Genomic DNA, 20569 nt, shown 5'->3' with positions numbered 1-20569 from the left:
TCCAGAGACCTCGTTTCCCGTCCGGCCACGGGCACGAGGTTTATAGGAGGCCGCTCGCCCTGCCCGAAACAATGCTTGCTGGCCTCCCCTGCTGGCGGGATGGGCGGCGAGGATGTGGTTGCACAAGGGGGCTGCCGATGCAGACCTTGCCTCTACGGAGGGCGCACCATGCCTCGTGGAGACAAGAGCAAGTACACGGATAAACAGAAGCGCCGCGCCGAGCACATCGCCGAGAGCTACACCTCTCGTGGAAAGAGCGAGAAGGAGGCGAAGCGGCGCGCGTGGGCCACGGTGAACGCCGAGTCCCATGGCGGAGAGAAGCCTGGCGGCTCGGGGTACGGGCAGCCCGAGACCCACCAGTCGTCCCGTCGCGGCGGCCAGCGCAGTCAGGCCTCTCGCACGCACGCGCAGCGCTCCCGCGCGGCGAAGAAGGCGGCAGCCACCCGCCAGCGCAAGTCGCTCAAGCGCAGCGTGGCGGCCAAGCGGACCGCAGCGAAGCGCAAGACGAGCCGGCGCTAAGTGGGTCCGAAGAAGTCTTTTCATGCCCCCTGTAAGAGTCCGCACAACCTGAAACAGGTAGAGGGCCCGAGCCCGCCCCGCGTCCGGTCCCCCTTCCGGGCGAAACCTGTGCGAACTGGTCTGCTTGTCATACCAGTTCGCTGCCGGTCCGCCGACAGGGCACCACCCTCTGGGGTCCATCAGGGTGCCAAGGCAGGCTCCCGGAGCGCGTACTGCCAGGGAGTGCGCTGCTCGTCGGACACGGAATGCGTCCCTTACCGCAGGGGCACGACCTCTCCGTCGTGCGGTGAGTGAATATCCGGGAGCCGCCTCCGTGGAATGGGCCGCCCCGCGCTCATGAACCACGAAGAGCGCGGGCGCATCACCCTCTCCCGGAGCCTGTTCCCCCCATGCGTCGACTCTTCTGTGTAGCGCTCTGCACCCTCAGCCTCATCGCCTGCGATGGCGAGACCACCCCAGATGGCGGAGGCGGAGATGGTGGCACCCCTCCCCCGGATGGTGGCACCCAGAACCTCCCCCAGGACATCACCATCACCGGGACGACCTACTATCTCGGCGGATCGACCATCGAGCAGCGGCCTCGCGCGTTCGGCGGCTCGGACGGGACGATTCCCAATGCCCTCGTTCCCAATGGCTCGGGCGGGTTCACCTCCGAGCGGGGAGAGCTCGTCGCGGAGGGCCAGGTGAAGTACACGAACATCCCCTCGAGCGCGCGGCCCGTCTGGCTCCTCATCGACGGTGCCTGGCGCCCGGTGACCGGCTCCTCCGCGGACTTCTCCCTGGCGAACCTGGCGCGCATGGGCCTGCAGGGCTCCTCCGGCACGGACACCCTCACGCTGAACTACACCCAGCTCCAGCCGTGGACGCCAGGCTCCCAGTGGTTCGAGCTTCACATCCCCAGCCACAATCGCACCCTCGAGCGCCCGAACAGCCTCGCCACGGGCTTCACGGCCGGAGCGACGTCCGGCTCCTCGAGCATCGCGACCAACCAGCTCATCTCCACGCAGCTCGACGTCTCCCTGGGCGATCGGATCCATGTCCTCCAGCTCGAGAGCACCTCGGCGAGCACGCCCTCGCTCCAGGACAGCTCCCAGCGGGTCATCTCCGGAGCGACGATCTCGGATCTCAGCCTGCCGAGCCCGGGCGGCGCGCAGCGCAACCTGGACATGAGCTCCGCGCCCAAGCGCTCCGTGAGTCTCAGCGTGGATGCTCCCGCCTTCGAGACCGCGGCGGAGCAGCCGTCCACCTCGACTCGCTCCCTCCAGGTGCAATACCTGGTGGAGGCCCACCAGCCCGCTCCCGCCGGAGCCTACGAGACCTGGCACGCCGAGCCCCCGCTCGTCGAGAAGCGGATGTTGACGCGCTACAAGGACCTCGGTGCGGCGCCCACGACCGCCTTCACCTGGGACACCTCCTACGCGGACGTGCTCCCGGCCAACGCCCGCAGGTTCGTGCAGGCCATCTACACCACGGCCTCCCCCACCGGGCGCTCGCTCCAGGTGCATACCCACCGCCTGGTTCAGGCCAGTGGGAGCTGGACCCTGACGCCGGTGGTCTCCGCTCCGCGCGCCATTCGCGTCCAGGGCACCGAGCAGGGAGGAGTCACCACGGTCTCCGGACCGGCGCGCCTGAGCTGGTCTCCCCCTGCCACTGGCACGGCCTCCTCGTACAAGGTGGAGGTCTGGTACGTCGATGGCAGCAACTACCTGCTCGGACGGTTCTTCACCACATCGACGGAGCTCGTCGTCCCCGTCGAGCTAAGGGCCGGCAACACCCACTACGCCGTCATCACCGCCATGGGGCAGAGCGGAGACAGCTTCGGAAGCGCGAGCGCGCAGTCCGGCTCCTTCCGCGGCCCGTAGCCTCCTGAAGCGCGCATGCCTTCTCCAGCGCGGGAGTCGTGCCCGCGCTGGAGAGGGTCGCCTGGGTGCAGCGCCAGCTCGAACGCAACAGGCGCGGCCCCGCGGAATGGTGAGCCCCAGGCGACCTGCCCTTCCGTACATACAGAGCCTCTGGAGCCCTCCACTAGAGTCCTCGGTCCCACGAGTCAGCCAGCCCTCTGCCTGGAGGTTCGTCTGGATACGACCGCTCCCGCAGAGCCTTCGCCCCCGTTCCCGGGACACCCCCTCGCCTTTGCCGCCGCCCTGCTCGTCTTCTACCCGCTGGATGTCCTCCTGCTGGGGCGCTTCAGCCTCGAGACGCTCGCGCTGAGGCTGGCCTGGGCTCTCGCCATCGTCTCCCAGCGCTGGGTCTTCCCTCGCATCTCCCTCGCCAGCCACTCCCGCTACCTGACCCTCATCTGCGTGGGGGATCAGCTCTTCTTCATCGGCCTCATCGCCCTTCTAGGAGCCACCTCCAGCCCCTTCTTCAGCTTCCTCTTCGTCTTCCCCATCATCCACTCGCTCACCTACCCCCTCGCCCCTCGGGCCGTCCTGGGCAGCGGCGTGACGGCGGCGCTGGGCCATGTCGTCCTGGGCCTGAGCGACGACGTCCCTCTGCTGAAGCTGCTCCTGTGGGTACTGCTCACCGGCGGCGCCACCTTCTTTGGCATCCGCGCCAGCGCTCAGGCCCGCCGGATGCTCGAGGCCGAGGCCCAGGCCCGCATGGAGCGCGAGCGCCGCGAGCTGTTGGAGCAGCTCGCCCTGGCCAGCTATCAGCGCATCCAGTCCGAGAAGATGGTCATGCTCGGTCGGCTGGCCGCCAACGTGGTGCACGAGCTCAACAACCCGCTGGCCTACGCGCGCTCCAGCATCCGCTTCCTCCAGGAGGACGTGCTGTCGCCACCGCAACAGCCCTCCGCGGAGCGGGCCGAGGCCTTTCACGACGCCTTGCACGGCCTGGAGCGCATCCAGGAGATCGTGTCGGATCTGCGCGGCTTCTCGCTCGTGGAGGGCACTGAGCCGGAGCAGTGTACCGTGAAGGAGGCGGTACAGGACGCCAGCCGCATCGCGCGGCTGCGCCTCAAGCACGTGGCACAGCTGCAGGTGCATCTGCCCGAGGCGCTCCCCGAGGTACGGGCCAGCCCACGTAAGCTGGCCCAGGTGCTCGTCAACCTGATGGTGAATGCAGCGGACGCCCTGGAGCAGGCGGACATCAAGCAGGGAGAGATCCGCGTGCGAGCCCTGCACCAGGAAGACCAGGTGGTGCTGCTGGTGGAGGACAATGGCCCCGGCATCCCCCCCAAGGTCCTCGAGCGCCTCTTCGAACCCTTCTTCACCACCAAGGGCCCCGAGAAGGGGACAGGCCTGGGCCTGGCCCTGTCCCGGAGCATGGTGGAGGGCTTTGGCGGCTCGCTGGTGGCGGAGAACCGCGCCGAGGGAGGAGCCTGTCTGCGCCTCTCGCTGCGCGCCACCTCCCTGCCACCCCCTGTTTGAGGTTCGCTCTCGCCACGGGCCCGCGCGTCAGGGGGTGAAGGTGACCCGGCGCGTGTATTCCACCTGCGACCACGTGCGGCTCCCATGCCGCGAGTAGCCCATGCTGAACACGACCCATCTCGCGGAGGCGTCTCCTGTGTATGCGATGGGGCTGGTGGTGATGTCGAATGGGGAAGGCGGTGGCTCGCTCGACGGACCGAGTACCCCGCCCTGAGACCAGAGGGTTGTCGACTCAGCACCTGCCGTGAGATCCACCCATGAGCTCTCGTTGAAGGGGCCTGGGGACCAGGCGAAGCGCAGGGACGAGCCCGAGGGGAAGGTGGCTCCACTCGCCGGGCTGCTCGGGCGCGGAACTCCAGGGGCTCTGATCTCGTACGTCGCGGAGGACAGGCCCGGAGCTGAGACGATCAACGTGCTCACGGCGCCCGGAGTCGGGAAGACGCCGGGCGTGGTGTCCACGCTGCCGATGGGGATTGGATGACCGTTGAGGGTGGCCGTGGCATCCGCGGCCGTGAGCCACCGGCTCCCGTCGCTGACGCGCACGAGCGCCTGCTCCCGGACGCTCTCCCCGGTGGAGGTCTCCTCGATCCGCAGGACGAAGGACGCGCTCACCCGGAGGATGCCAGGCGTCGCCGGGAGTCCACAGAACTCCAGCGGGTTGGGTGAGCCCGCGGCCTCGGGTGTCATCGTCGCCACGCACACCAGCGCGGCGAGCTCCTCCTCTCCGGTGAGCGTCAGCGGGATGGGAGTGTCCAGGGGTACAGGCTCCGCCCCGGAGAGAGCGTCCCCTCCGGGGACGTGAGAGAGGATGAAGCGCCCGTTCTGACATCCTGCGTCCTCCCAGTAGCTCAGGGCGTAGCCGGGTGCTTGCGGGTCGAAGAACGAGAGCGTGGCGCCGAGCACCTCGTCCTGGGGGACTTCACCGGCGGGGATGGGATCCAGCCTGCCGTTGTGGTTGCCGTCCCGGTACGCAACGAGGATCGCCTGCCCGAAGCGGCCCGCCGCGCTCTCCGTCAGCGCCTCGGGAGGGGGAGGCGCGTAGAGGTGGAAGGTGAAGTCGATGGGGAACGAGGGCTCGTAGGCGATGTCCTCGGTGACGATCTCCCGGGGCTGCGATGGGTCCGTGCGGGACTTGTACCAGACGAGCGCCAGCCGCACCGGCTCATCGACCTGGACGCGGTCCGCCAGGAGCAGCTGGCCCTCCAGTGTCACCAGCGGCTCGCCGCGATAGTCCGGCTGCACCGGCGCCCCCTCTCCACATCCCATCATCAGCATGGCGGCGGTGAGCGCTCCCATGCTCGCGCGAAGAAACTCCTTCATGCGGCCTTCCCAGGTTCGGGTGGAGCACATCTCCACCTCCACTCCCTGTACCGAGGGAGGCCGTGAAAATGGGAACTGTCAGAATCGCCACCCCACCGCCGCCTCGACGCCGGCCCCCGTCCTCCAGGGCGAGGCGTCACCTTCCAGCGGGAGGTAGCGCAGCTCGGCGCTGGCCTCGAGCAGCGCCAGGGCGTTGCCCGCCAGAGGGATCTCCACACCGGCCACCCCCACGGGCCCCAGGCCCTGGCCCCATCGCTCAGGCAGGGCCTTCACCCCGAAGGCGCGTTGGATGCGCTCCTCCTGGGCTCGCGTGAAGCTCTGGCGCAGCGTCAGCGAGCGCAAACCCAGTCCCCCATACGGAGCGAGCGGCCAGCCCAGGTACCGCCAGCCGAAGCTCACCTGGGCGAGCAGGCTCTGCTCGGAGATGTCCAGGCCCACGCCGGCATAGGTGGCGCGCTGTGCCGAGACACCCGCCTTCCACCACCACTCACCGAAGGTGTGGCGGTACCCGACGCCTGCTCGCCACCGGGCTCCCGTCTGGGGGATGGGCCCCGACTGGAACCCTCCCACGAGCAGGAGCGTGGAGGCGCGCAGGTCGACATAGCCTCCCTTCACCGCCACCTCGATCCAGCCGCGCTCCACCATGGCCCGCTCGTCCACGGTGAGCTCTCCTCCATACGGCAGCTCCAAGGTGGCCACCGCCACGCGCGAGCCCAGGCGCTTGCGCACCACGTACCGTCCCGGCGGTACCGCCAGGCGCAGCACGCGCCCTGCCCGCTTGTCCACCTCGAGCAGCACATCCGGCTCGGGCTGGCTCGACACGGTGAAGGAGCCCTCCGAGGCAGGCGGGAAGATCACCGCGCTCCGGTGGCGCAGCGGCTCGGTCAGGACGACCTCTCCCGCGCCGCTCAGATCGATGTCCGCCACGGGGTGCTGCGAGCCCCGGGCCGCGGCGGACACGGTACGCCGGTACGAGTAGCTGTAGGCCTCGGCCAGCGTGATCTGGCCGTCCCCGTTCACATCCGCGTCGCCTCGCAGGCCCGTCAGCAGGTGGTGGGTGAAGAGCGAGCCCGCCAGCGACTCCCACTCCTCCGAGGACTCCGCAGGCCCGCTGGAGGAGATGAGCACCTCGCCCCTGAGAGGCAACCGCTCCAGGCTCAGCTCGTAGCCGGAGACGAGCCTGCCCCCCTTCCGCCGCGCGACGATGCCGCTCTCGCACGTGTCGAGGATGAGGACCCGCAGCGGCGCGGCCACCCGCCTCGCCAGCTCGCGCAGCTCCGCCAGCGGCAGGTGGCCCCCGCCCAGGTGCACCTGGCCCGCTCGAGCGTGGGCCGACACATAGATGAAGAGCGTGACCTCCGCGCCCGAGGCGGCGAGCTCGGCCGCCCGCCCGCGCACCTCGGTGAACGCGGCGCGAACCTGCTCCACCGTGGCGCCCTCGAGCAGATAGGCCCGCGTCGACTGCACCTGCCCCAGCTCCAGCATCACCTCGTGGAAGCGGCGGGCGTCCGCGTTGGCATAGCGCAGCGGCACGTCGGTGGGGTCTCCCACGTTGTTGCCGATGGACACCAGCAAGCGCACCGGGGCCGCCCACGCCTCGCCCGCGAGCAGCACCGCGAGGATCACCACCAATCCCGGCAGCTTCATGGGCTCTTCTCGAGGACGACCCAGTCCACCTGGCAGCGCGGGCAGTCGATGCGCGGCGCGCCAGAGGAGGGGCTGCTCAGCCAGGCCCGGAGTTCCTCCACGGTGAAGGGCTCCGGGCTGAAGATGGCAGCGAGACGCTCGGGCCCTGGGGCGTCATCGAGCGCGATGCTCTCTTCCAGCACCGAGAGGGTGCCGCCAGCCACCCGTGCCGCGGCGCTGCCCTGGTAGGGATGGAAGACGGTGAGCCGCCCCGTTCCATCGACGCTGATGAGCAGGAGCCAGCCATCGCTCGGAGGCTGGTAGTGGAAGCGCAGCACCTCGCCCGCGCGGACCTTCGCACCGGAGGCCAGCGGTTGGGGCGAGGCTTCCCCTGGGCGCTTCACATACACACCGAACTCCGTCCGTCCCTTCAAGCGGACCTCGTTGCTCCCCGGCATGAACAGGACCGCCAGGAGCACCATGCAGGCACCTGCAGCGACGGGGGCGAACAGCCAGCGTCTCCAGGCTGGCGCGGGACTCCGGCGAGCATCCAGCTTGCGCAAGAACTGCTCGGGAGGATGGGAGCGGCGGTACGCCTCGCTCGCCTGCGTGAGGGCGTGGAGGTGCTCCGTGCACGCCGCGCACGAGGCAACGTGCTCCGCAATGCCGGGCTCGATGGCGTCTCCCGCGGCCATGTACTCGAGCACCACCACGGGAGGACAGCCGGGGCCACGGGGCGGAGCGGGCAAGGGCTTCATGGCGTCACCTCCGGGGATGACAGTTTCCGAAACTTCCGCCACCGCTCGCGCAGCAGCTCGGCGAAGCTCGCGAGCTTCTTGCCCACGGTGCGGCGCGAGTAGCCTGTCTGGGCCGCGATCTCCTCCTGGGTCCACCCCTCGATGTGGTGGAGGATGACGATGTCTCGCATGCGGCGGTCGAGCTGCCCCATCACGGAGGAGACGAGGGCACGGCGGTCCGCATCCTCCGGAGCGCCCAGTCGTCGGGGGTCCAGCTCGGCCAGCTCGGGGGGCTCACGGGGCTCTTCCCGGGCCCGGCGCTTCGCCCGGTCGAAGCAGACATGGTTGGCGATGGCATGGAGCCAGGCCAGGGTGACGGGCGCCTTGAGCGAGCTCTGGTAGCTGCGCACGCGCACGAAGACATCCTGGACGGCATCCTCCGCATCCGCTCGGTTGCCCAGGAGGAGCAAACAGCGCTGGTGAAGGCAATAGCCGTACTTGTCGTACAGCGCTGAGAGTTCCTCGGGACCCACGTTCCTGTCAGTTCACTCCTCGGGGGATATACCCGCGGAGGGCCTGAAATGGGAACAGGGGCCCCACGAGGCCCTGTGGATGGCTCGCCAGGGCATGAGGTGTCGATACAGCCCTGGATATTTCACGCCAGGGATTGCGCACTGGCCTGAAGCACAGGGTCTTCGCTTGGGATTGGCGACGAGAGCGACGATGTGTCGCAAATCGCGACGGTGCCGAGGTCCGCCCGTGAGGAGAGGTGCACCATGCAACAAATACATAAAAATATTGAAACCACACCCCTACGGATTACTGATTTTCCATCACCCCTGGCCCCTGGAGAGATCGATGCAAGTGTATCGAGATACGTGTTTCTTCAAGCACTCCCTGATGATGGCGCTGGCGTCCGCGCTTTTGATGACGGGATGTGACGCAACGCTCCTCTCGCCCGAAGGTGCTCCCGAGGACGAGGCGGTCGAGGTGTCAGGGATCGCGCGGCGCATGCAGGAGGGAGACGATCTCTGCGACGCGCCGGACTTCACCTCGGAGGAGTTCGCGAAGCTGGAGGACGAATACCAGCAGCTCCGCGTGCTGCGCGCGGCGCGGGCCAACGGCTCCGTCACCGTCCCTGTCTACTTCCACGTCATCCGGCAAGGCCTGGAGTCCTACAACGGAGAGGTCACCCTGAAGCAGGTCTACGACCAGATGGCCGTGCTGAACACCGCCTTCGCCAACACCCCCTATCGGTTCGACCTGGTCTGGCTGGATCGCACGACGAACCCGTCGTGGTTCAGGCTGCTCAAGGGCACTGGCAATGAGGCCACCATGAAGCACACCTTGAAGAAGGGAGGCCCGGGGTCGTTGAACATCTACACCATGGCCCCGCAGGACGGGAGCCTGGGCTGGTCGAGCTACCCCTGGGAGCTCTCCGCCCGGCCCACCATGGATGGCGTGGTCGTGAGCTACGCGTCCCTGCCGGGTGGCGCCGAGGCCCCCTTCAACCGGGGAGCGACGCTCGTCCACATGGTCGGGCACTGGTTCGGAGTGCTGCACACGTATGAGGCGGGGTGCACGGGAAGCGATGGCGTGGCGGACACGGCCGCGGAGGCCAGCCCCGCTTTCGGCTGCCCCGTCAACCGGGACAGCTGCCCCGGCGGCGGCACGGACCCCATCCGCAACTACATGGACTCCACGGACGACTCCTGCAAGACGGGCTTCACCCCTGGCCAGAGCGCGCGCATGGACGCCATCGGAGCGGCCTATCGGCTGTAGCCCATCGCTCCTGCTGATCGGTATGGCACGTGCTCAGAGGCGCTCGCCGTGGCTCGGTTCCAGGTTCGCGAGCCCGTCGAGCGCCGCGAGGCGTGTCGTTTCACAGGGGCGCTCGTACGCGACACGCTCCAGCAGGGCCGCCGTCCGGGCATCTCCGAGCTGTGCCGCCGCCATGCAGAGGGTCGCGCGGGCTCGGCTCGCCCCCTCGACCGGCGCTCGGACACTCCCCTGCTCCACGTCGAACAGCAGCTGCTCCCAGCGATGGCGCCGCGTTCGAGACACCAGGTTGATGGATACGGAGAGCGCCTCGGGCGGCCACTGGGTGTGCACATCCACGTGCGCGCGGTAGTGCATCACCGTGCCCCTCGAGAGGCGGAAGCGCCCGCGCGGTGTGAGTACCACCGGCTCTCCGGGCCGCCCGACGATGGAGGCGCGCTCGTACTCCCACAGGTCGGTCTCGTAGCCGGGGCCGTGGTAGCCCACCGTGAGGAAGTCGAGGTCATGGTCGTGCGGCACGTCGTAGAAGAAGAGCTGCTGCTGCCAGTCCCGGGCGGGACCCGAGGCGGCCCAGGGCATCCAGATGTTGGCGCGCACGAAGAAGCGAGCTCGCGTCGCCAGGTGCAGCGTGGCGGCGGTGGCCTCGTTGCCGGGCTGGAAGTCACCGGAGGCGAGCTCGGCGTTCAGACGCTCGACGAGGAAGTGGCGATCATTGGCCAGCGCGGAGAGCAGCGGCGTGGCGGCGAGCAGGCCGTCCGGCGCATCGAAGTCGATCTCGCGCTCGACACGCTCGAGGAAGTCCTCCAGGCCGAGCACCGCGTCGGTGGCGTGGGGGCTGAGCTGGCTCATGTGAGCGACTCCGCGAGCCGGGCGAGCGTGCGACGGGCCGCCGTGCGGATGTGGGGATGCGGGTCGTCGGCGGCGAGCTGGAGCCGATCCTGTGCCGCGCCTGTATCGACCCGTGAGAGTGCGCGCAGGGCGCTCCAGCGCACGTGATGCGCCGGGTGCTCGGTCAGTTGGATGAGGGTGGGAGCCGCCGCCGCGCCGCCCAGCTCGGCCAGGAGCTCGGCTGTCAGCTCGAGGCGTGAGGCCGTCGGATCGCCCGCGACGGCCCGCACGGCGCGACACGTCGTGCCGTCGTAGAACCACCGCAGCGGTCTCACCGGCCCGGCGCTCACGGAGACGATCACCGTCGGGGCCGTGGGTCTGGGCACGCACACGTCGCGCCCAGCCGCGAGCACGAGGACGTCTCCTCGCAGCAGCGTCCGAGACGCCTCGGGGAGGAGCCGCCGCCCGGGGTCGAAGACATCATCACGCGCGACCGGCTCCTCGGTATGGCGCTCGACCTCCAGCGGCGCGGGCCCCATGGCTCCAACGAGCAGGTGCTCGGCGGGCCCTTCCACGGTGGCGGGCCTGGCTCCCGGTGAGAGCACCTGGAGCGCCAGCCGCCAGCGACGGCCCCGCGCGAGCACGAGTGCACCGCCCACGGAGGCGGGCACGAACTCGGGCTCGGAGAGCAGGCGCTCGAGCCCACCGGCCAGAAAGCCCTCCAAGACGCCATGGCCCAGGAGCGCCGAGAGCGCACCGGCGCATCCAAGGATGCCTTCGGCGTCATCTCGGGTCTGGCGCTCGCAGGCCTGGCTGAAGCCGGCGAGCGCGTCGTCATGGGGAGTGGCTCGCATGGCGTCCTCGAGGGACGCTGGCCCGGCCTGGAGGTGGCTCGGGCCAGCGCCCGCGCTTCTCCTAGCCGATGAGCTGGGAAGTGGCCGCAATGGGGACGCTCACCGCGGTGGCCTTGAGGACGATGACCGCGGTGGAGGGACTCCCGACGCTCACCGATGCGAGCGCTGCGACGTCGGCGGTGGGCGGTGCGACAGGGTGCTCGAGCTCTTCGAGGACGAGGGGACGCTTATCCATGGTGTGCTCCGGGGTTTGAGCGCGGGAGGGCCGCGCCTGGAGAGACCGTCGCACGAGCTGGCGTGCGCGCGCATTGACCGCACACGCCAGATTCATTGTCCTCATGCGCCAGCCCGGATCACCGCGGATGGGCCGGCTCCAGCCCGTGCTACGGCGCCCCTCCCGCGCCGACGCGGAAGGTGTTGCTGATCACCGGCTCCTGGATGGTCCGCCCCTGGGAGTCGGTCCGCAGGGTGTCTACATCGTGCACGATGCGGTACTCGCCAGCCTGCAGCTGCGCGGGGAGCCGCAGCGTGCCCTGGGCCTGTTCGCCGCCCTCCAGCGTGTGGAGCATGAGCTCGCAAGCCTCGGCCTCGCCGAGGTGCGGAGCGTAGGCCCACTCGATGCCCTGCCGGCGCTCGACCCGGACGGTGCAGAGGTTGTAGCCCACCTTCCGCAGGCCCTGGTTCTGAAGCACGAGCTGTACGGTGTCACCGGGCTCATACTCGGTGGCGTCCGTGGTGAGTGAGACCTCGATCTCCCCACAAGCCATCAGGAGCGAGGCGAGGGCTAGCAACGGAAGTGTGAGACGCACGTGTGTCCTCCTCAGCATGACCCTGGCCCCGATGCAGCCGCCGGGCCAGCTTCATCCCCCGTCTTCTCGGAGGGTTGCACGGGAGGCGCTCTCGGAAGTCCGGAGCCCTACCCTCGAGCATCACAGATCTCTGAGGCCCTTCGAGCCTCGCCCGCTCCTGGTGCGCGGCCTACTTGGACTCGACCCGTCCGAGCGGCCTGGCGGCTCCAGTCAGCGCGCTTCGCGCTTCCTGCCAGGCGGAGTCTCCGGGGTAGAGCGCGGTGCGGAGATAGGCCCAGGTGAGAAGCTGGACGGCAACCACTCGCTCGGGGTTCTCGTCCGTGGTCTCGGCGACGTCATATCCCGAGACTCCGCCCAGCCCGTGCCCTGCGTCGAACAGGGTGACCAGGGACTTGGGGCTTGGGGAGAGGAAGTATGGATCGGCGTGCCAGTCGGCGCCTGCGACCGTCAGGTGTGGAGAGTCGTCCTTGTCGCCGGCGATCACGAGCGCGGGCGTCGTCATCCTGGAGAAGTCGATGGTCGAGAAGAAGGGGTAGTTCTCGGCTGCGAACTTGCTGAGGGCGTCGCCTCTGCCGGGCGCGGCGAGCAGCACGCCCGCCTTGATCCGGGGCTCGGCGAGGTTCACTTCCGTTCCGTCGCGGAGATCCTCGTGCCGCGCGCCCAGCAACAGGCTCGCGGTGTGCCCGCCCAGCGAGTGCCCGATGACGGCCACCTTGCCTCGGTCCAGGCGCCCGGCGAGCGCGGCGACGGCACGCTCGATGGCGTCGAGCTGATCGAGGATGCGCTTCATGTCCTGGGCCCGCGATCGCCAGTACAGCGGCGCATCCGGATCCTCGGAGCCGAGGTTGAGCGTCCTCGAGTCGAGATGGGTCGGCTGGATCACGACGAAGCCGTGTGCCGCCAGGTAATTGGCGAGCGGGGCGTAGCCGTTCAATGAGGAGAGGTGGTTGGAGCGGCCATGGCCGTGCGAGAGCAAGATGATGGGCAGCTCGCCTCCGGTCATAGGCGCGGAGACTCGCACCTGGAGATCGACGGCGCGGCCGGGAGCTGGCAGCACGACTGGGCTGACCGAGAGGACCGGCATGGGGGCGCTGGGGGTTTTGGCCGCGGGAGTCCGTGCGCTCATGATGTTGATTTCCTTTCGTGGGCCTGGCCCCGTGAAGACGTCCGGAGGCAAGCGCGCGAACCATGCCGCGCGGCGCGACCCAGGGATTGGAAGGACCGGACATTTCATCGTTCCTTCCGCGCAGGCTTGAACGGCCACGGTGGACGCGTGAGGATACGAGGGTGCCGCGCACGCTGGACTCCGCCGCCTCGACGTCCTCACTCTCCCGCTTCGTCGAGGGTGTTCGCACTGTCGTGCCAGTCGCTGGACGCACATGTCACGAGCGGCTGCCCGACGGAAGAACGACCCTTGTCTTTCGAGTGCTCGAGGAGGGTCGAAGAGGGGATGTGTGCGTCGCGGGCCCGCGAACGCGGGCGCTGTTCAAGAACGGAACGGGCGTCGCGCGGGCGGTCATCCTTCAGTTCAAGCCAGGCTGGTCGGCGCCGCTCCTGGGAGTGGCAGCGAACACGCTGACGGACCAGATCGTCCCGCTGGAAGACATCTGGGGCCGTTCGAGCGACGAGCTCTGCCTCGAGCTCCTTGCGGCGCGAAGCCTGCCGGAGGTGCTCGACCGGCTCTCCCACGTGATCGCCCTGCGTACCCAGCGGGCATTCGAGCCGGCATCGGCGCGGCTTGCTCGCCGCGCGGTTCGCCTGTTCGAAGGAGAAGAGGTTCGGGTGGAGAGCGTGGCGGAGCGGCTTGGCGTCACGGCGCGGCATCTTCGCCGCGCCTTCACGGAGAGCGTCGGCATCGGGCCGAAGGATTTCGCGCGGACCGTTCGCCTGCAGCGTGCCGTACGGATGGCGACGACCTCGAAGGACTGGGGACGCATCGCCGCGGACGCGGGCTATTACGACCAGGCGCACCTCATTGCCGACTTCCGGGAGCTCATCGGGCTCACACCGGGCGCCTTCCTGAAGCGTGCGGGCACTCGGAGCGTTCGGTTCGGCTCCAGTGAGGCCCCCAGAGAGGCAGGGGGCTGGACGCGATGAGGGCGATGCGCAAGGCGGCGGGCAGGTGCTCCGCCCGCCTCCCGGCCGCGCCTCAGTCCATCAAAGCGGGAAGCTCCACTGGCCGTCCCAGCAGACGCAGCTGGACTCCGTGCCATCCACGTTGCAGCAGGGCAGCCGGCTCTTGTTAGGGAAGCAGGCCACACCGGGCCAGTTGTCACACATGGTATCGGCCGTACACGGCAGCGGTCAGCGAGGGGCGGCAGCGGGACCTTTTCACCGCGCCTGTCTCGCGCAGAGGGCTTCGAGCTCCGAGGATGGGGTAGGATGTCCCCCCGCGCATGAGCCTGCTCCTGTCCCTCTCGCTCGCCACGGTGGTGGCAACCGCGCCCTCTGTGGAAGGACACTGGGAGGGCAAGGTGAGCTGTCCTCCTCCCTCCTCGGCTCCCGAGCAGCCCCCGAACATCTTCACGATCCATGTGCTGATGGCCCCAGGCCCTCAGGGGCTCCAGGGCTTCATGAGCTCGCCGCGGCCGGGAATCTCCGCGGAGCTCAAGTCCGTCACGGTGAACGAGGCGCAGCTCCGCGTCACCGCGAGCGTGCCCCAGCACTATCAGGTCGTCCTCGCGGGAGCGCTCGACGGCGCGACCTGGTCGGCCACCCTGACCCAGGGGCCGCTCTCCTGCCCCGCGAAGTTCCAGCGCCTCTCGGACCTTCAGCTGAAGACGCTGCCGATCGCGCCCCGGGCCCAGGCGCAGCCCCACTGGAGCTGGATCACCGTCGGGGAGATGGTCTTCCGCCACTATGGCGTCGTCGTCGCGAAGGACACCGTGGACTCCTCCGCCCAGTGCCACATCGTCCGCGCGCTGTTCTCGGGCAGCGAGCAGTTCCAGTGTCAGTCCAACTGCAGCCCCTGTGAGTCCATGAGCGGTGGCAGCTCCGTCGAGGTGGCGGGGATGCTGACGAGTGTTCCCCGCAGGCTCGCCGCCAGCGGTCGCCCGGTTCCCAGGCTCTACGCCGCCGGCGCGCCCGTGCTCCCCGCCAGCCAGATGATTCAAGAGCTCGAGCAGGGCAATCCCATCGTGGTGGGACTCAGCCCAGGCGCTCCATCCGCCCTCCCGGCGAGCCTCCATCGCTTCCTCCCGCCCATGCACGCCGCGCTGGTGACCGGCTACCTGAAGAGCTCCGCCGAGACGTGGTACCTCGTCAACGATCCCTACCCCTTCCGCGATCCCCTCACGAATCCCTATGTGCAGCAGCAGAGCGTGCCCGTCATGGGGCTGCTCCAGGGCGCCCCCATTCCGGTGGCGTATTGGATTCGCGAGAGCGCCTTGAAGGCGGGGCTCCAGTGGAGCGAGTCCTTCCTGCTGAGCGCGGAGCAGGAGCCGCGCGAGAGGAAGGAAAGGAATTCAAAGGAACTACCCTGACCCTCACCTTCTCACCTTCTCCGGGGACGAGCCGGCGTTCGTCCACGCGGGCCTGCTGCGACTCGCGACGAGCCCAACCCCGAGGCCGCCGTGCAGGGCGTCGTGCGCCTGGACACCGAGCTCCGGTCGAGGCCGTGGAGGGGAACTGAGCCAACGCCTCAATGAGCCACCCCAGAACTCGGGATGTTGAGTCATTCGGATGGCGCGCCTATGCTCGGTGGCATGAAACGATTTCTGGTGGTCGCCGGCAATATGACGGGCGACATGTTTGGGGTGCTGGCGGGACTGCTCCTCGACCCGGAATTGAGCGTCTTGATCCTCGAAGAGGTGGAGTTCGCTACCGATTCAGCCCTGGCCACCGACCAGGTGCCAGTGCACCCGATTGTGCTTCCCGAAGAACCCCCTGTGCTTCCCCAACAACTCCCTGCGAGCACCACCGTGAGCGCAGATGCGATGGGAAAAGCGAAGGAGCCGAGAAAGCAGCGGGACCCCCGGGAAGTGTTCGCCCAAAAGGTGGAGCGGTATCGGGAGGCCTTCCCAACAGTCATGAGTTACATCTCCGCGAAGGACCCTAACGGTCGCTGCAAGGCCAAGGAGATGGTGGCTCTGTTCTCGTCGTCCTCCGTGAAGCGTGGCCGTATCCTCCTGCTTCCAGTCAAGAGCCTGAACGCTGCCTATCCCCTTGTCTCGCAGGGTGACGAGGTAGCCATTCAATATGTCACCCTGAATGCATACAAGCTCAAGGAAACCGGCGAGCGTGACGACAAGAAGTCCCGAGCCCAGAAAGCCATGGGCCTCCTGAAGGACTCTCCCCCAACCGGCTTGATGTCCGGCGTGTCCGGGGGCACGAGTGCCACCACGTCGGTTGTGTCAGAGCCTCTGTCCAAGGAGCACTTCACGGAGGTGAGCGAGGGCACGAAGATTGTCCAGAAGGCCAAACGCAGCCAAATCGTGGGGGCGATGCGTGAGTCGTGGGGAATGAAAGGCTTGAGCCTGATCGAGTTCGACAAGTTCGCGGAGAAGATCATCCAGAAATGCGTGGATACGCGAGATCACGAACTGCTCAGGAAGAAGCGCTATGCGGTTCTCTGGGTTCGTTTCTCAGGCAAGAAGGGAGGCCCCCACCCGCAGCACGACACCAGCTACAGAGGCCTCAAACAGCTCATCACCCTATGCCAGAAAGTAGGCCTGGGGGTCATTCTCTGCGGTGACCGGGCGTGGCTGGATTCCAAGAAGATCAAGCTGGAGAAGCTCGCAACCGAGAGCAAGAGTTCCACCTTCATCGATCTCACGGAGATGTGGGAGCGCTTCGAATGGAAATCCTCACTGATGACCTTGAGTGTCGAGGAGAGGCTAAAGCCCATCAAAAGCCGCATCGCGCAGATCGCGCTGCTCGACTACCTCAACCGGCGCACCCTGGGGCTGGTGCATCTGGGCTTCCGGAGTGGCAACCTCGAGGCCTACTCGCTCATTGGTCATCGCGTCTACTACATGGAAGAGAAAGGCAACAAGGAAGCTAAGCGCATGGTGATGTGGCGCTCGAATCCCCAGAAGGCTCCCCCCAGGGAATTCCTGGCCCCACGATATGATCGGATCGTCATTGACCTGCCTGCGTCGCGAACTGGGAAGTTCATCGTCACCCAATTGCGCCAGCCATCCAAGACGGCGGAGGGCCCCTTACGTGACAACATGGTCGCGCCCTGGGGCCCCAAGCGCCTGGACCCCAACAAGATCCTGCTCAAGCAGCGGGACCCCGCTGATGACTCCTTGGAGTCGTTCGACCTGTACAGCGAGCAGTACGACCTGACCGTAGCGCGGTACTACTTGAAAAAAGAGGCGCTTCATCAGACGGGCCTGACCGAGCATGCCGGCTTTCTCGAGAGCGATCTGAAAAAGATCGAGGTTGTCATGGCGCAGGCCGCGAATGACAGTGACATGACGGTCATCGAAGGCGTCACGCATTGGCAGAAGCAGGTCAAAGGCACGGAGTGACGCGGGGGCCGCTTCCAGGGCGGTGGAGCTGGCGCCACGATCTGGTCTGTTCTGACTGCGCATCCCTTCCTGGATTGGAACCATCCTGGAGATGAGCTCGAGCCTCGATGCCTCGCCCCCGGAATCCGCCGCCTCAGACCCCCTCAGGGGTCGTGTTGCTTCTGGAGACTGGCAATGAGCTCCTTCTTGTCCTTCACTTTGCCAATCTCCGAGTTGAGACGCGGGGAGAAGGAGCGGAAGAGAGTGCCCAGCGCGTAAGAGGGGTCCTTGCTCTCCGGGTTGCTCCTGGCCACGCGTGTGGGGCGATCGCTGGCCGGAGAGGATGTGGGGCTGCTCGGCCGGCAAGCTGTCCCTCGTCGGGCCCTCGCTCGGGCCCTCCCCGCTGGCCATGGCGGTGCGCAAGGGGCGCGCGGCGGCGTGGGACGCGGTGCTGAAGCGGGTGGAGCTCGGCTGGAGGCCCTGCGCAAGGAGTGGGTGCCGGGAGAGCCGGAGGCGTTCAGTCCCACGTTCACCCCTGCACGGACCTGGCGCTGCCCCGATCCGAACAACAGGACGTGCGAGGACTGGCTCTCCCTGGCGGCCCATGAGGAGACCATCACCGTGTGGCGGACAGGCGAGATGATGGTGCGGCGCGGCTACCCGGCGACGGTCTATTCGGGGTGGCTACCCCCCTCGCTGGTAGCCCGCTGGCTGGAGGTGCTGGGACCGTTCATGAGGGTCGAGCCGGCCTACAAGGCCACCAACACCCCCGGGCTCACCCTCCTGGGCAGATACGAGGGGCAGTCGTACACGTGGGAGCATGAGAGCGTCGCTCCCGCGAAGCGGCCAGAGTCGGCGCGCGCGGCCATCGCGCGGCTCCGCAGCTATGCGAGCTGGCTGCAGCCCGATCCCCAGGCACGCGCCATCGTGCAAGCGCATCCGGAGCACGAATTGACTCCGTGCGAAGGGCTGAAGCTCAAGGGCAAGCACCTGGCCAAGACCCCATCGGTGAACCGGGCTCTCACTGGCGGCAGCCCGGCGGCGGTGCGCGATGAGCGCGAGCACGCCTGGCTCCTGTCCCAGATCGAAGAACATGGCTGCCTGCGCGACGCGGGGTCTGAAGTCAACGTCATGGCCGTGGAGCCACCCGAGCCCCCGTCGCCTTGCCACGTGGGGCGGGTCTCAGCGGGGAGCGATCGGGGCCTTCCTGGCCCGTCCCCACGCGACGAACGCCGCAAGTCCACCGAGCACCAGGTTGACCGGCAGCGCCGCCAGCTCTCCACGGGAGACGTGGAAGCCGATGGCCAGGAGCATGACGAGCGCGAGGCCCGCCCCCGCCAGCGCCGTGAGCCCCGGCTTGATGCGGCTCCAGGCGGGGACAATGAGACCGATGGCACCCGCCAGCTCGGAGGCGCCGATGAATCGCACGAGCGCGGGAGGCACCGCACCTGGCCAGCCCAGCATCTGCGCGAGGTCGGCCATGGGCATGGTGAGCTTCATGACGCCCGCCATGCCGAATGACAGGGCCAGGACGGCCTGTACGGCCCAGAGGGTGACGTGCAGCGCCTTGGAGCGCGAGAGCCCTCCTGTCATTGAACCAGGAACCGCTTCGGTTGCCGCCATGTTCGACTCCTCCTTGCGAGATGGAGGCGCCCTCATGGAGTTTGTGACATCGGTAGAGGTTCTTGCGGTGGTCGTACTCGAGGCCGATCTCCATCAGGCGCTCCGAGGCCAGGCTCCTCAGGAGCGTGGCCGCGAACCCGCGCTGCTTGTTGCGCTTCAAGTGCTCGGTGAACACCGTCGCCATCCGCGGCAGCGGCTCGCGCTTGATTCTGCGAGTCAATTTCAACGCTCGTCAGAACCGACGGAGGGCTCGACTCCTTGATTACTTAGGAGTCCTAAGCTATAAACCCATGCATGAGTCGGCACCTTCCGTACTTCGAGGAGCACACCGAGGCGATCCCGACGCGCATTGCCGCGGGGCTGCACAAGATCGGGCTCGCCATGAAGCAGCAGGTCTGGCAGCAGGCGAACGGGGAGGGGCTCTCGGCCACGCAAGGACAGATCCTGGCGGTGCTGGTCGGTCAAGGCCCTCTCACCGGGAAGGAGCTGAGTGAACGCCTCGGCGTGACGCTTCCCACCATCAGCGACTCCGTGCGCGTCCTCGTCGAGAAGCAGCTCGTGACCCGGTCGCCGGATCCTCGTCATCCGCGGGCGAGCCTGCTGACGCCCACGGACAAGGGCGCGTCGCTGGGAGCCCGCGCGCGCTCGTGGCCAGAGTTCATGGCGGACGCCGTCGGCGACCTGTCCGCCGACGAGCAGCGCGCGTTCTTCGCGGGCGTCATGAAGATGATCCGCTCGCTGCAGGAACAGGGGCTCGTCCCGCTCAGCGGGATGTGCGTCACGTGCACGCACTTCCGCCCGAACGTGCGCCAGGGAGCGACACCTCATCACTGCGCGCTCGTGGACGCGCCGCTCGCGGCTGAGCAGCTTCGCCTCGACTGCCCCGAGCATGCACGCGCGCCGGACGAGGTGCGTCAGCAGCTCTGGCAGAAGTTCCTGAAGCCGGGCTGACGCTCTCCTCGCGCCCCAACTCATCAACGGTCTTCCGCGGCCATCTCGGCTGGCGGCAAGCGGAGCTTTGCTCCAAGGAAGGCACACCCATGAGCAACATCCCTGGCTACACCCTCGGCACCGCGTCGGTTTCGCGCTCGCCCGTCACGCTGGCTGACTTCGAGCAGATGAAGGCGAGCACACTCTTCGGCGAGGAGGACGTGAAGTATCTGCGCCTGTCTCACGACGTCGTGAAGGACTACGTCGAGCAGATCCTCGACGTCTGGTACGGCTTCGTTGGGAGTCAGCCGCACCTGCTCGCGTCGTTCACCGGCAAGGCGGACGGCAAGCCGCTCGGGGATTATCTCGGCGGCGTGCGCAGGCGCTTCGGACAGTGGATCCTCGACACGGCGCGCGCCGAGTACGACCAGAAGTGGCTCGACTATCAGCACGAGGTCGGGCTGCGTCACCACCGCGCGAAGAAGAACAAGACGGATGGTGCCCCATCGACGGACATCGTGCCGTTCCGCAATCTCTTCGCGCTCATCTTCCCAGTGACGTTCACCTTGCGCCCCTTCCTCGCCAAGAAGGGCCACTCGAGCGAAGACGTCGAGAAGATGTACGCGGCGTGGGTGAAGTCGTGCCTCCTGCAGCTCACGCTGTGGAGCTACCCCTGCGTGAAGGAAGGCGACTTTTAAGGTAGGCCCCCGAGCGCGC

The 20569-nt window shown here is 67.8% G+C and carries 19 protein-coding genes; 9 read left to right on the top strand and 10 right to left on the bottom strand.

From position 1 onward, the window contains the following. The first annotated feature begins 168 nt into the window (after window positions 1–168). The 3 genes from KY572_RS31825 (at window position 169) to KY572_RS47915 (ending at window position 3893) form a co-directional block, all read left to right on the top strand. Window positions 169–519 carry a plasmid stabilization protein gene (locus KY572_RS31825; protein ID WP_224247398.1) on the top strand — a complete coding sequence of 117 codons (351 nt, stop codon included), beginning with the start codon at window positions 169–171 and terminating at the stop codon, window positions 517–519. Window positions 520–908: 389 nt separating this feature from the next. Next, window positions 909–2381: a hypothetical protein gene (locus KY572_RS31820; protein ID WP_224247397.1), complete on the top strand. Its 1473-nt coding sequence runs from the start codon at window positions 909–911 to the stop codon at window positions 2379–2381. 441 nt (window positions 2382–2822) lie between these two features. Then, a complete protein-coding gene (locus KY572_RS47915; protein WP_224247396.1) occupies window positions 2823–3893 on the top strand; it encodes a sensor histidine kinase in 1071 nt (356 codons plus the stop codon). A gap of 27 nt (window positions 3894–3920) precedes the next feature. Here the strand turns inward: KY572_RS47915 and KY572_RS31810 are convergent, their stop codons facing one another. From KY572_RS31810 to KY572_RS31795, 4 genes are all read right to left on the bottom strand, one after another. Continuing rightward, window positions 3921–5213, bottom strand: coding sequence for a hypothetical protein (locus KY572_RS31810; RefSeq protein WP_224247395.1), 1293 nt, complete (start codon window positions 5211–5213; stop codon window positions 3921–3923). A 78-nt stretch (window positions 5214–5291) separates the two neighbouring features. Continuing rightward, window positions 5292–6860: a caspase family protein gene (locus KY572_RS31805; protein WP_224247394.1), complete on the bottom strand. Its 1569-nt coding sequence runs from the start codon at window positions 6858–6860 to the stop codon at window positions 5292–5294. After that, window positions 6857–7597 carry a DUF4384 domain-containing protein gene (locus KY572_RS31800; protein WP_224247393.1) on the bottom strand — a complete coding sequence of 247 codons (741 nt, stop codon included), beginning with the start codon at window positions 7595–7597 and terminating at the stop codon, window positions 6857–6859. The genes KY572_RS31805 and KY572_RS31800 overlap by 4 nt, the downstream gene beginning before the upstream one ends. Next, on the bottom strand, window positions 7594–8109 hold the full coding sequence (locus tag KY572_RS31795) for an RNA polymerase sigma factor (RefSeq protein WP_224247392.1): 516 nt from the start codon (window positions 8107–8109) through the stop codon (window positions 7594–7596). The genes KY572_RS31800 and KY572_RS31795 overlap by 4 nt, the downstream gene beginning before the upstream one ends. A gap of 325 nt (window positions 8110–8434) precedes the next feature. On the opposite strand from KY572_RS31795, the gene KY572_RS31790 reads away from it, so the two are divergent. Continuing rightward, on the top strand, window positions 8435–9358 hold the full coding sequence (locus KY572_RS31790) for a zinc metalloprotease (protein WP_224247391.1): 924 nt from the start codon (window positions 8435–8437) through the stop codon (window positions 9356–9358). Window positions 9359–9391: 33 nt separating this feature from the next. On the opposite strand, the gene KY572_RS31785 is transcribed toward KY572_RS31790, so the two are convergent. The 5 genes from KY572_RS31785 to KY572_RS31765 all read right to left on the bottom strand — a co-directional run bounded on the left by KY572_RS31785 (window position 9392) and on the right by KY572_RS31765 (window position 12972). Beyond that, the gene (locus KY572_RS31785) at window positions 9392–10204 is read right to left on the bottom strand and encodes a hypothetical protein (protein ID WP_224247390.1); all 813 of its coding nucleotides are present in this window, start codon (window positions 10202–10204) and stop codon (window positions 9392–9394) included. After that, window positions 10201–11037 (bottom strand): HEAT repeat domain-containing protein, encoded by an 837-nt coding sequence (locus KY572_RS31780; RefSeq protein WP_224247389.1) that lies wholly within the window; start codon window positions 11035–11037, stop codon window positions 10201–10203. Before KY572_RS31780 ends, KY572_RS31785 begins: the two co-directional genes overlap by 4 nt. A gap of 61 nt (window positions 11038–11098) precedes the next feature. Continuing rightward, a complete protein-coding gene (locus KY572_RS31775) occupies window positions 11099–11272 on the bottom strand; it encodes a hypothetical protein (protein ID WP_224247388.1) in 174 nt (57 codons plus the stop codon). Window positions 11273–11420: 148 nt separating this feature from the next. Continuing rightward, window positions 11421–11846 carry an immunoglobulin-like domain-containing protein gene (locus KY572_RS31770; protein ID WP_224247387.1) on the bottom strand — a complete coding sequence of 142 codons (426 nt, stop codon included), beginning with the start codon at window positions 11844–11846 and terminating at the stop codon, window positions 11421–11423. A 169-nt stretch (window positions 11847–12015) separates the two neighbouring features. After that, window positions 12016–12972: an alpha/beta hydrolase family protein gene (locus tag KY572_RS31765; protein ID WP_224247386.1), complete on the bottom strand. Its 957-nt coding sequence runs from the start codon at window positions 12970–12972 to the stop codon at window positions 12016–12018. Between the two features lie 62 nt (window positions 12973–13034). Between KY572_RS31765 and KY572_RS31760 the strand changes: the two genes are divergently transcribed. The 3 genes from KY572_RS31760 (at window position 13035) to KY572_RS31750 (ending at window position 17320) form a co-directional block, all read left to right on the top strand. Further along, window positions 13035–13943, top strand: a complete 909-nt coding sequence (locus KY572_RS31760) for a helix-turn-helix domain-containing protein (RefSeq protein WP_317987927.1) — start codon at window positions 13035–13037, stop codon at window positions 13941–13943. Between the two features lie 299 nt (window positions 13944–14242). Beyond that, window positions 14243–15328 (top strand): hypothetical protein, encoded by a 1086-nt coding sequence (locus KY572_RS31755; protein WP_224247384.1) that lies wholly within the window; start codon window positions 14243–14245, stop codon window positions 15326–15328. Window positions 15329–15538: 210 nt separating this feature from the next. After that, entirely contained in the window at window positions 15539–17320 is a 1782-nt protein-coding gene (locus KY572_RS31750) for a hypothetical protein (protein WP_224247383.1), read from the top strand. Window positions 17321–18481: 1161 nt separating this feature from the next. On the opposite strand, the gene KY572_RS31745 is transcribed toward KY572_RS31750, so the two are convergent. Then, entirely contained in the window at window positions 18482–18922 is a 441-nt protein-coding gene (locus KY572_RS31745) for a DoxX family protein (RefSeq protein WP_224247382.1), read from the bottom strand. Between the two features lie 294 nt (window positions 18923–19216). On the opposite strand from KY572_RS31745, the gene KY572_RS31740 reads away from it, so the two are divergent. Together KY572_RS31740 and KY572_RS31735 are read left to right on the top strand one after the other, a co-directional pair. Further along, complete coding sequence (locus KY572_RS31740; protein WP_224247381.1) at window positions 19217–19873, top strand: MarR family winged helix-turn-helix transcriptional regulator; 657 nt, start codon at window positions 19217–19219, stop codon at window positions 19871–19873. An 89-nt stretch (window positions 19874–19962) separates the two neighbouring features. Next, complete coding sequence (locus KY572_RS31735) at window positions 19963–20550, top strand: protoglobin domain-containing protein (protein ID WP_224247380.1); 588 nt, start codon at window positions 19963–19965, stop codon at window positions 20548–20550. The last annotated feature ends 19 nt before the right edge of the window (window positions 20551–20569 follow it).

This window comes from Hyalangium gracile (assembly GCF_020103725.1).
Lineage (GTDB): Bacteria > Myxococcota > Myxococcia > Myxococcales > Myxococcaceae > Hyalangium > Hyalangium gracile.
This window is presented reverse-complemented; position numbering and strand designations above follow the sequence as displayed.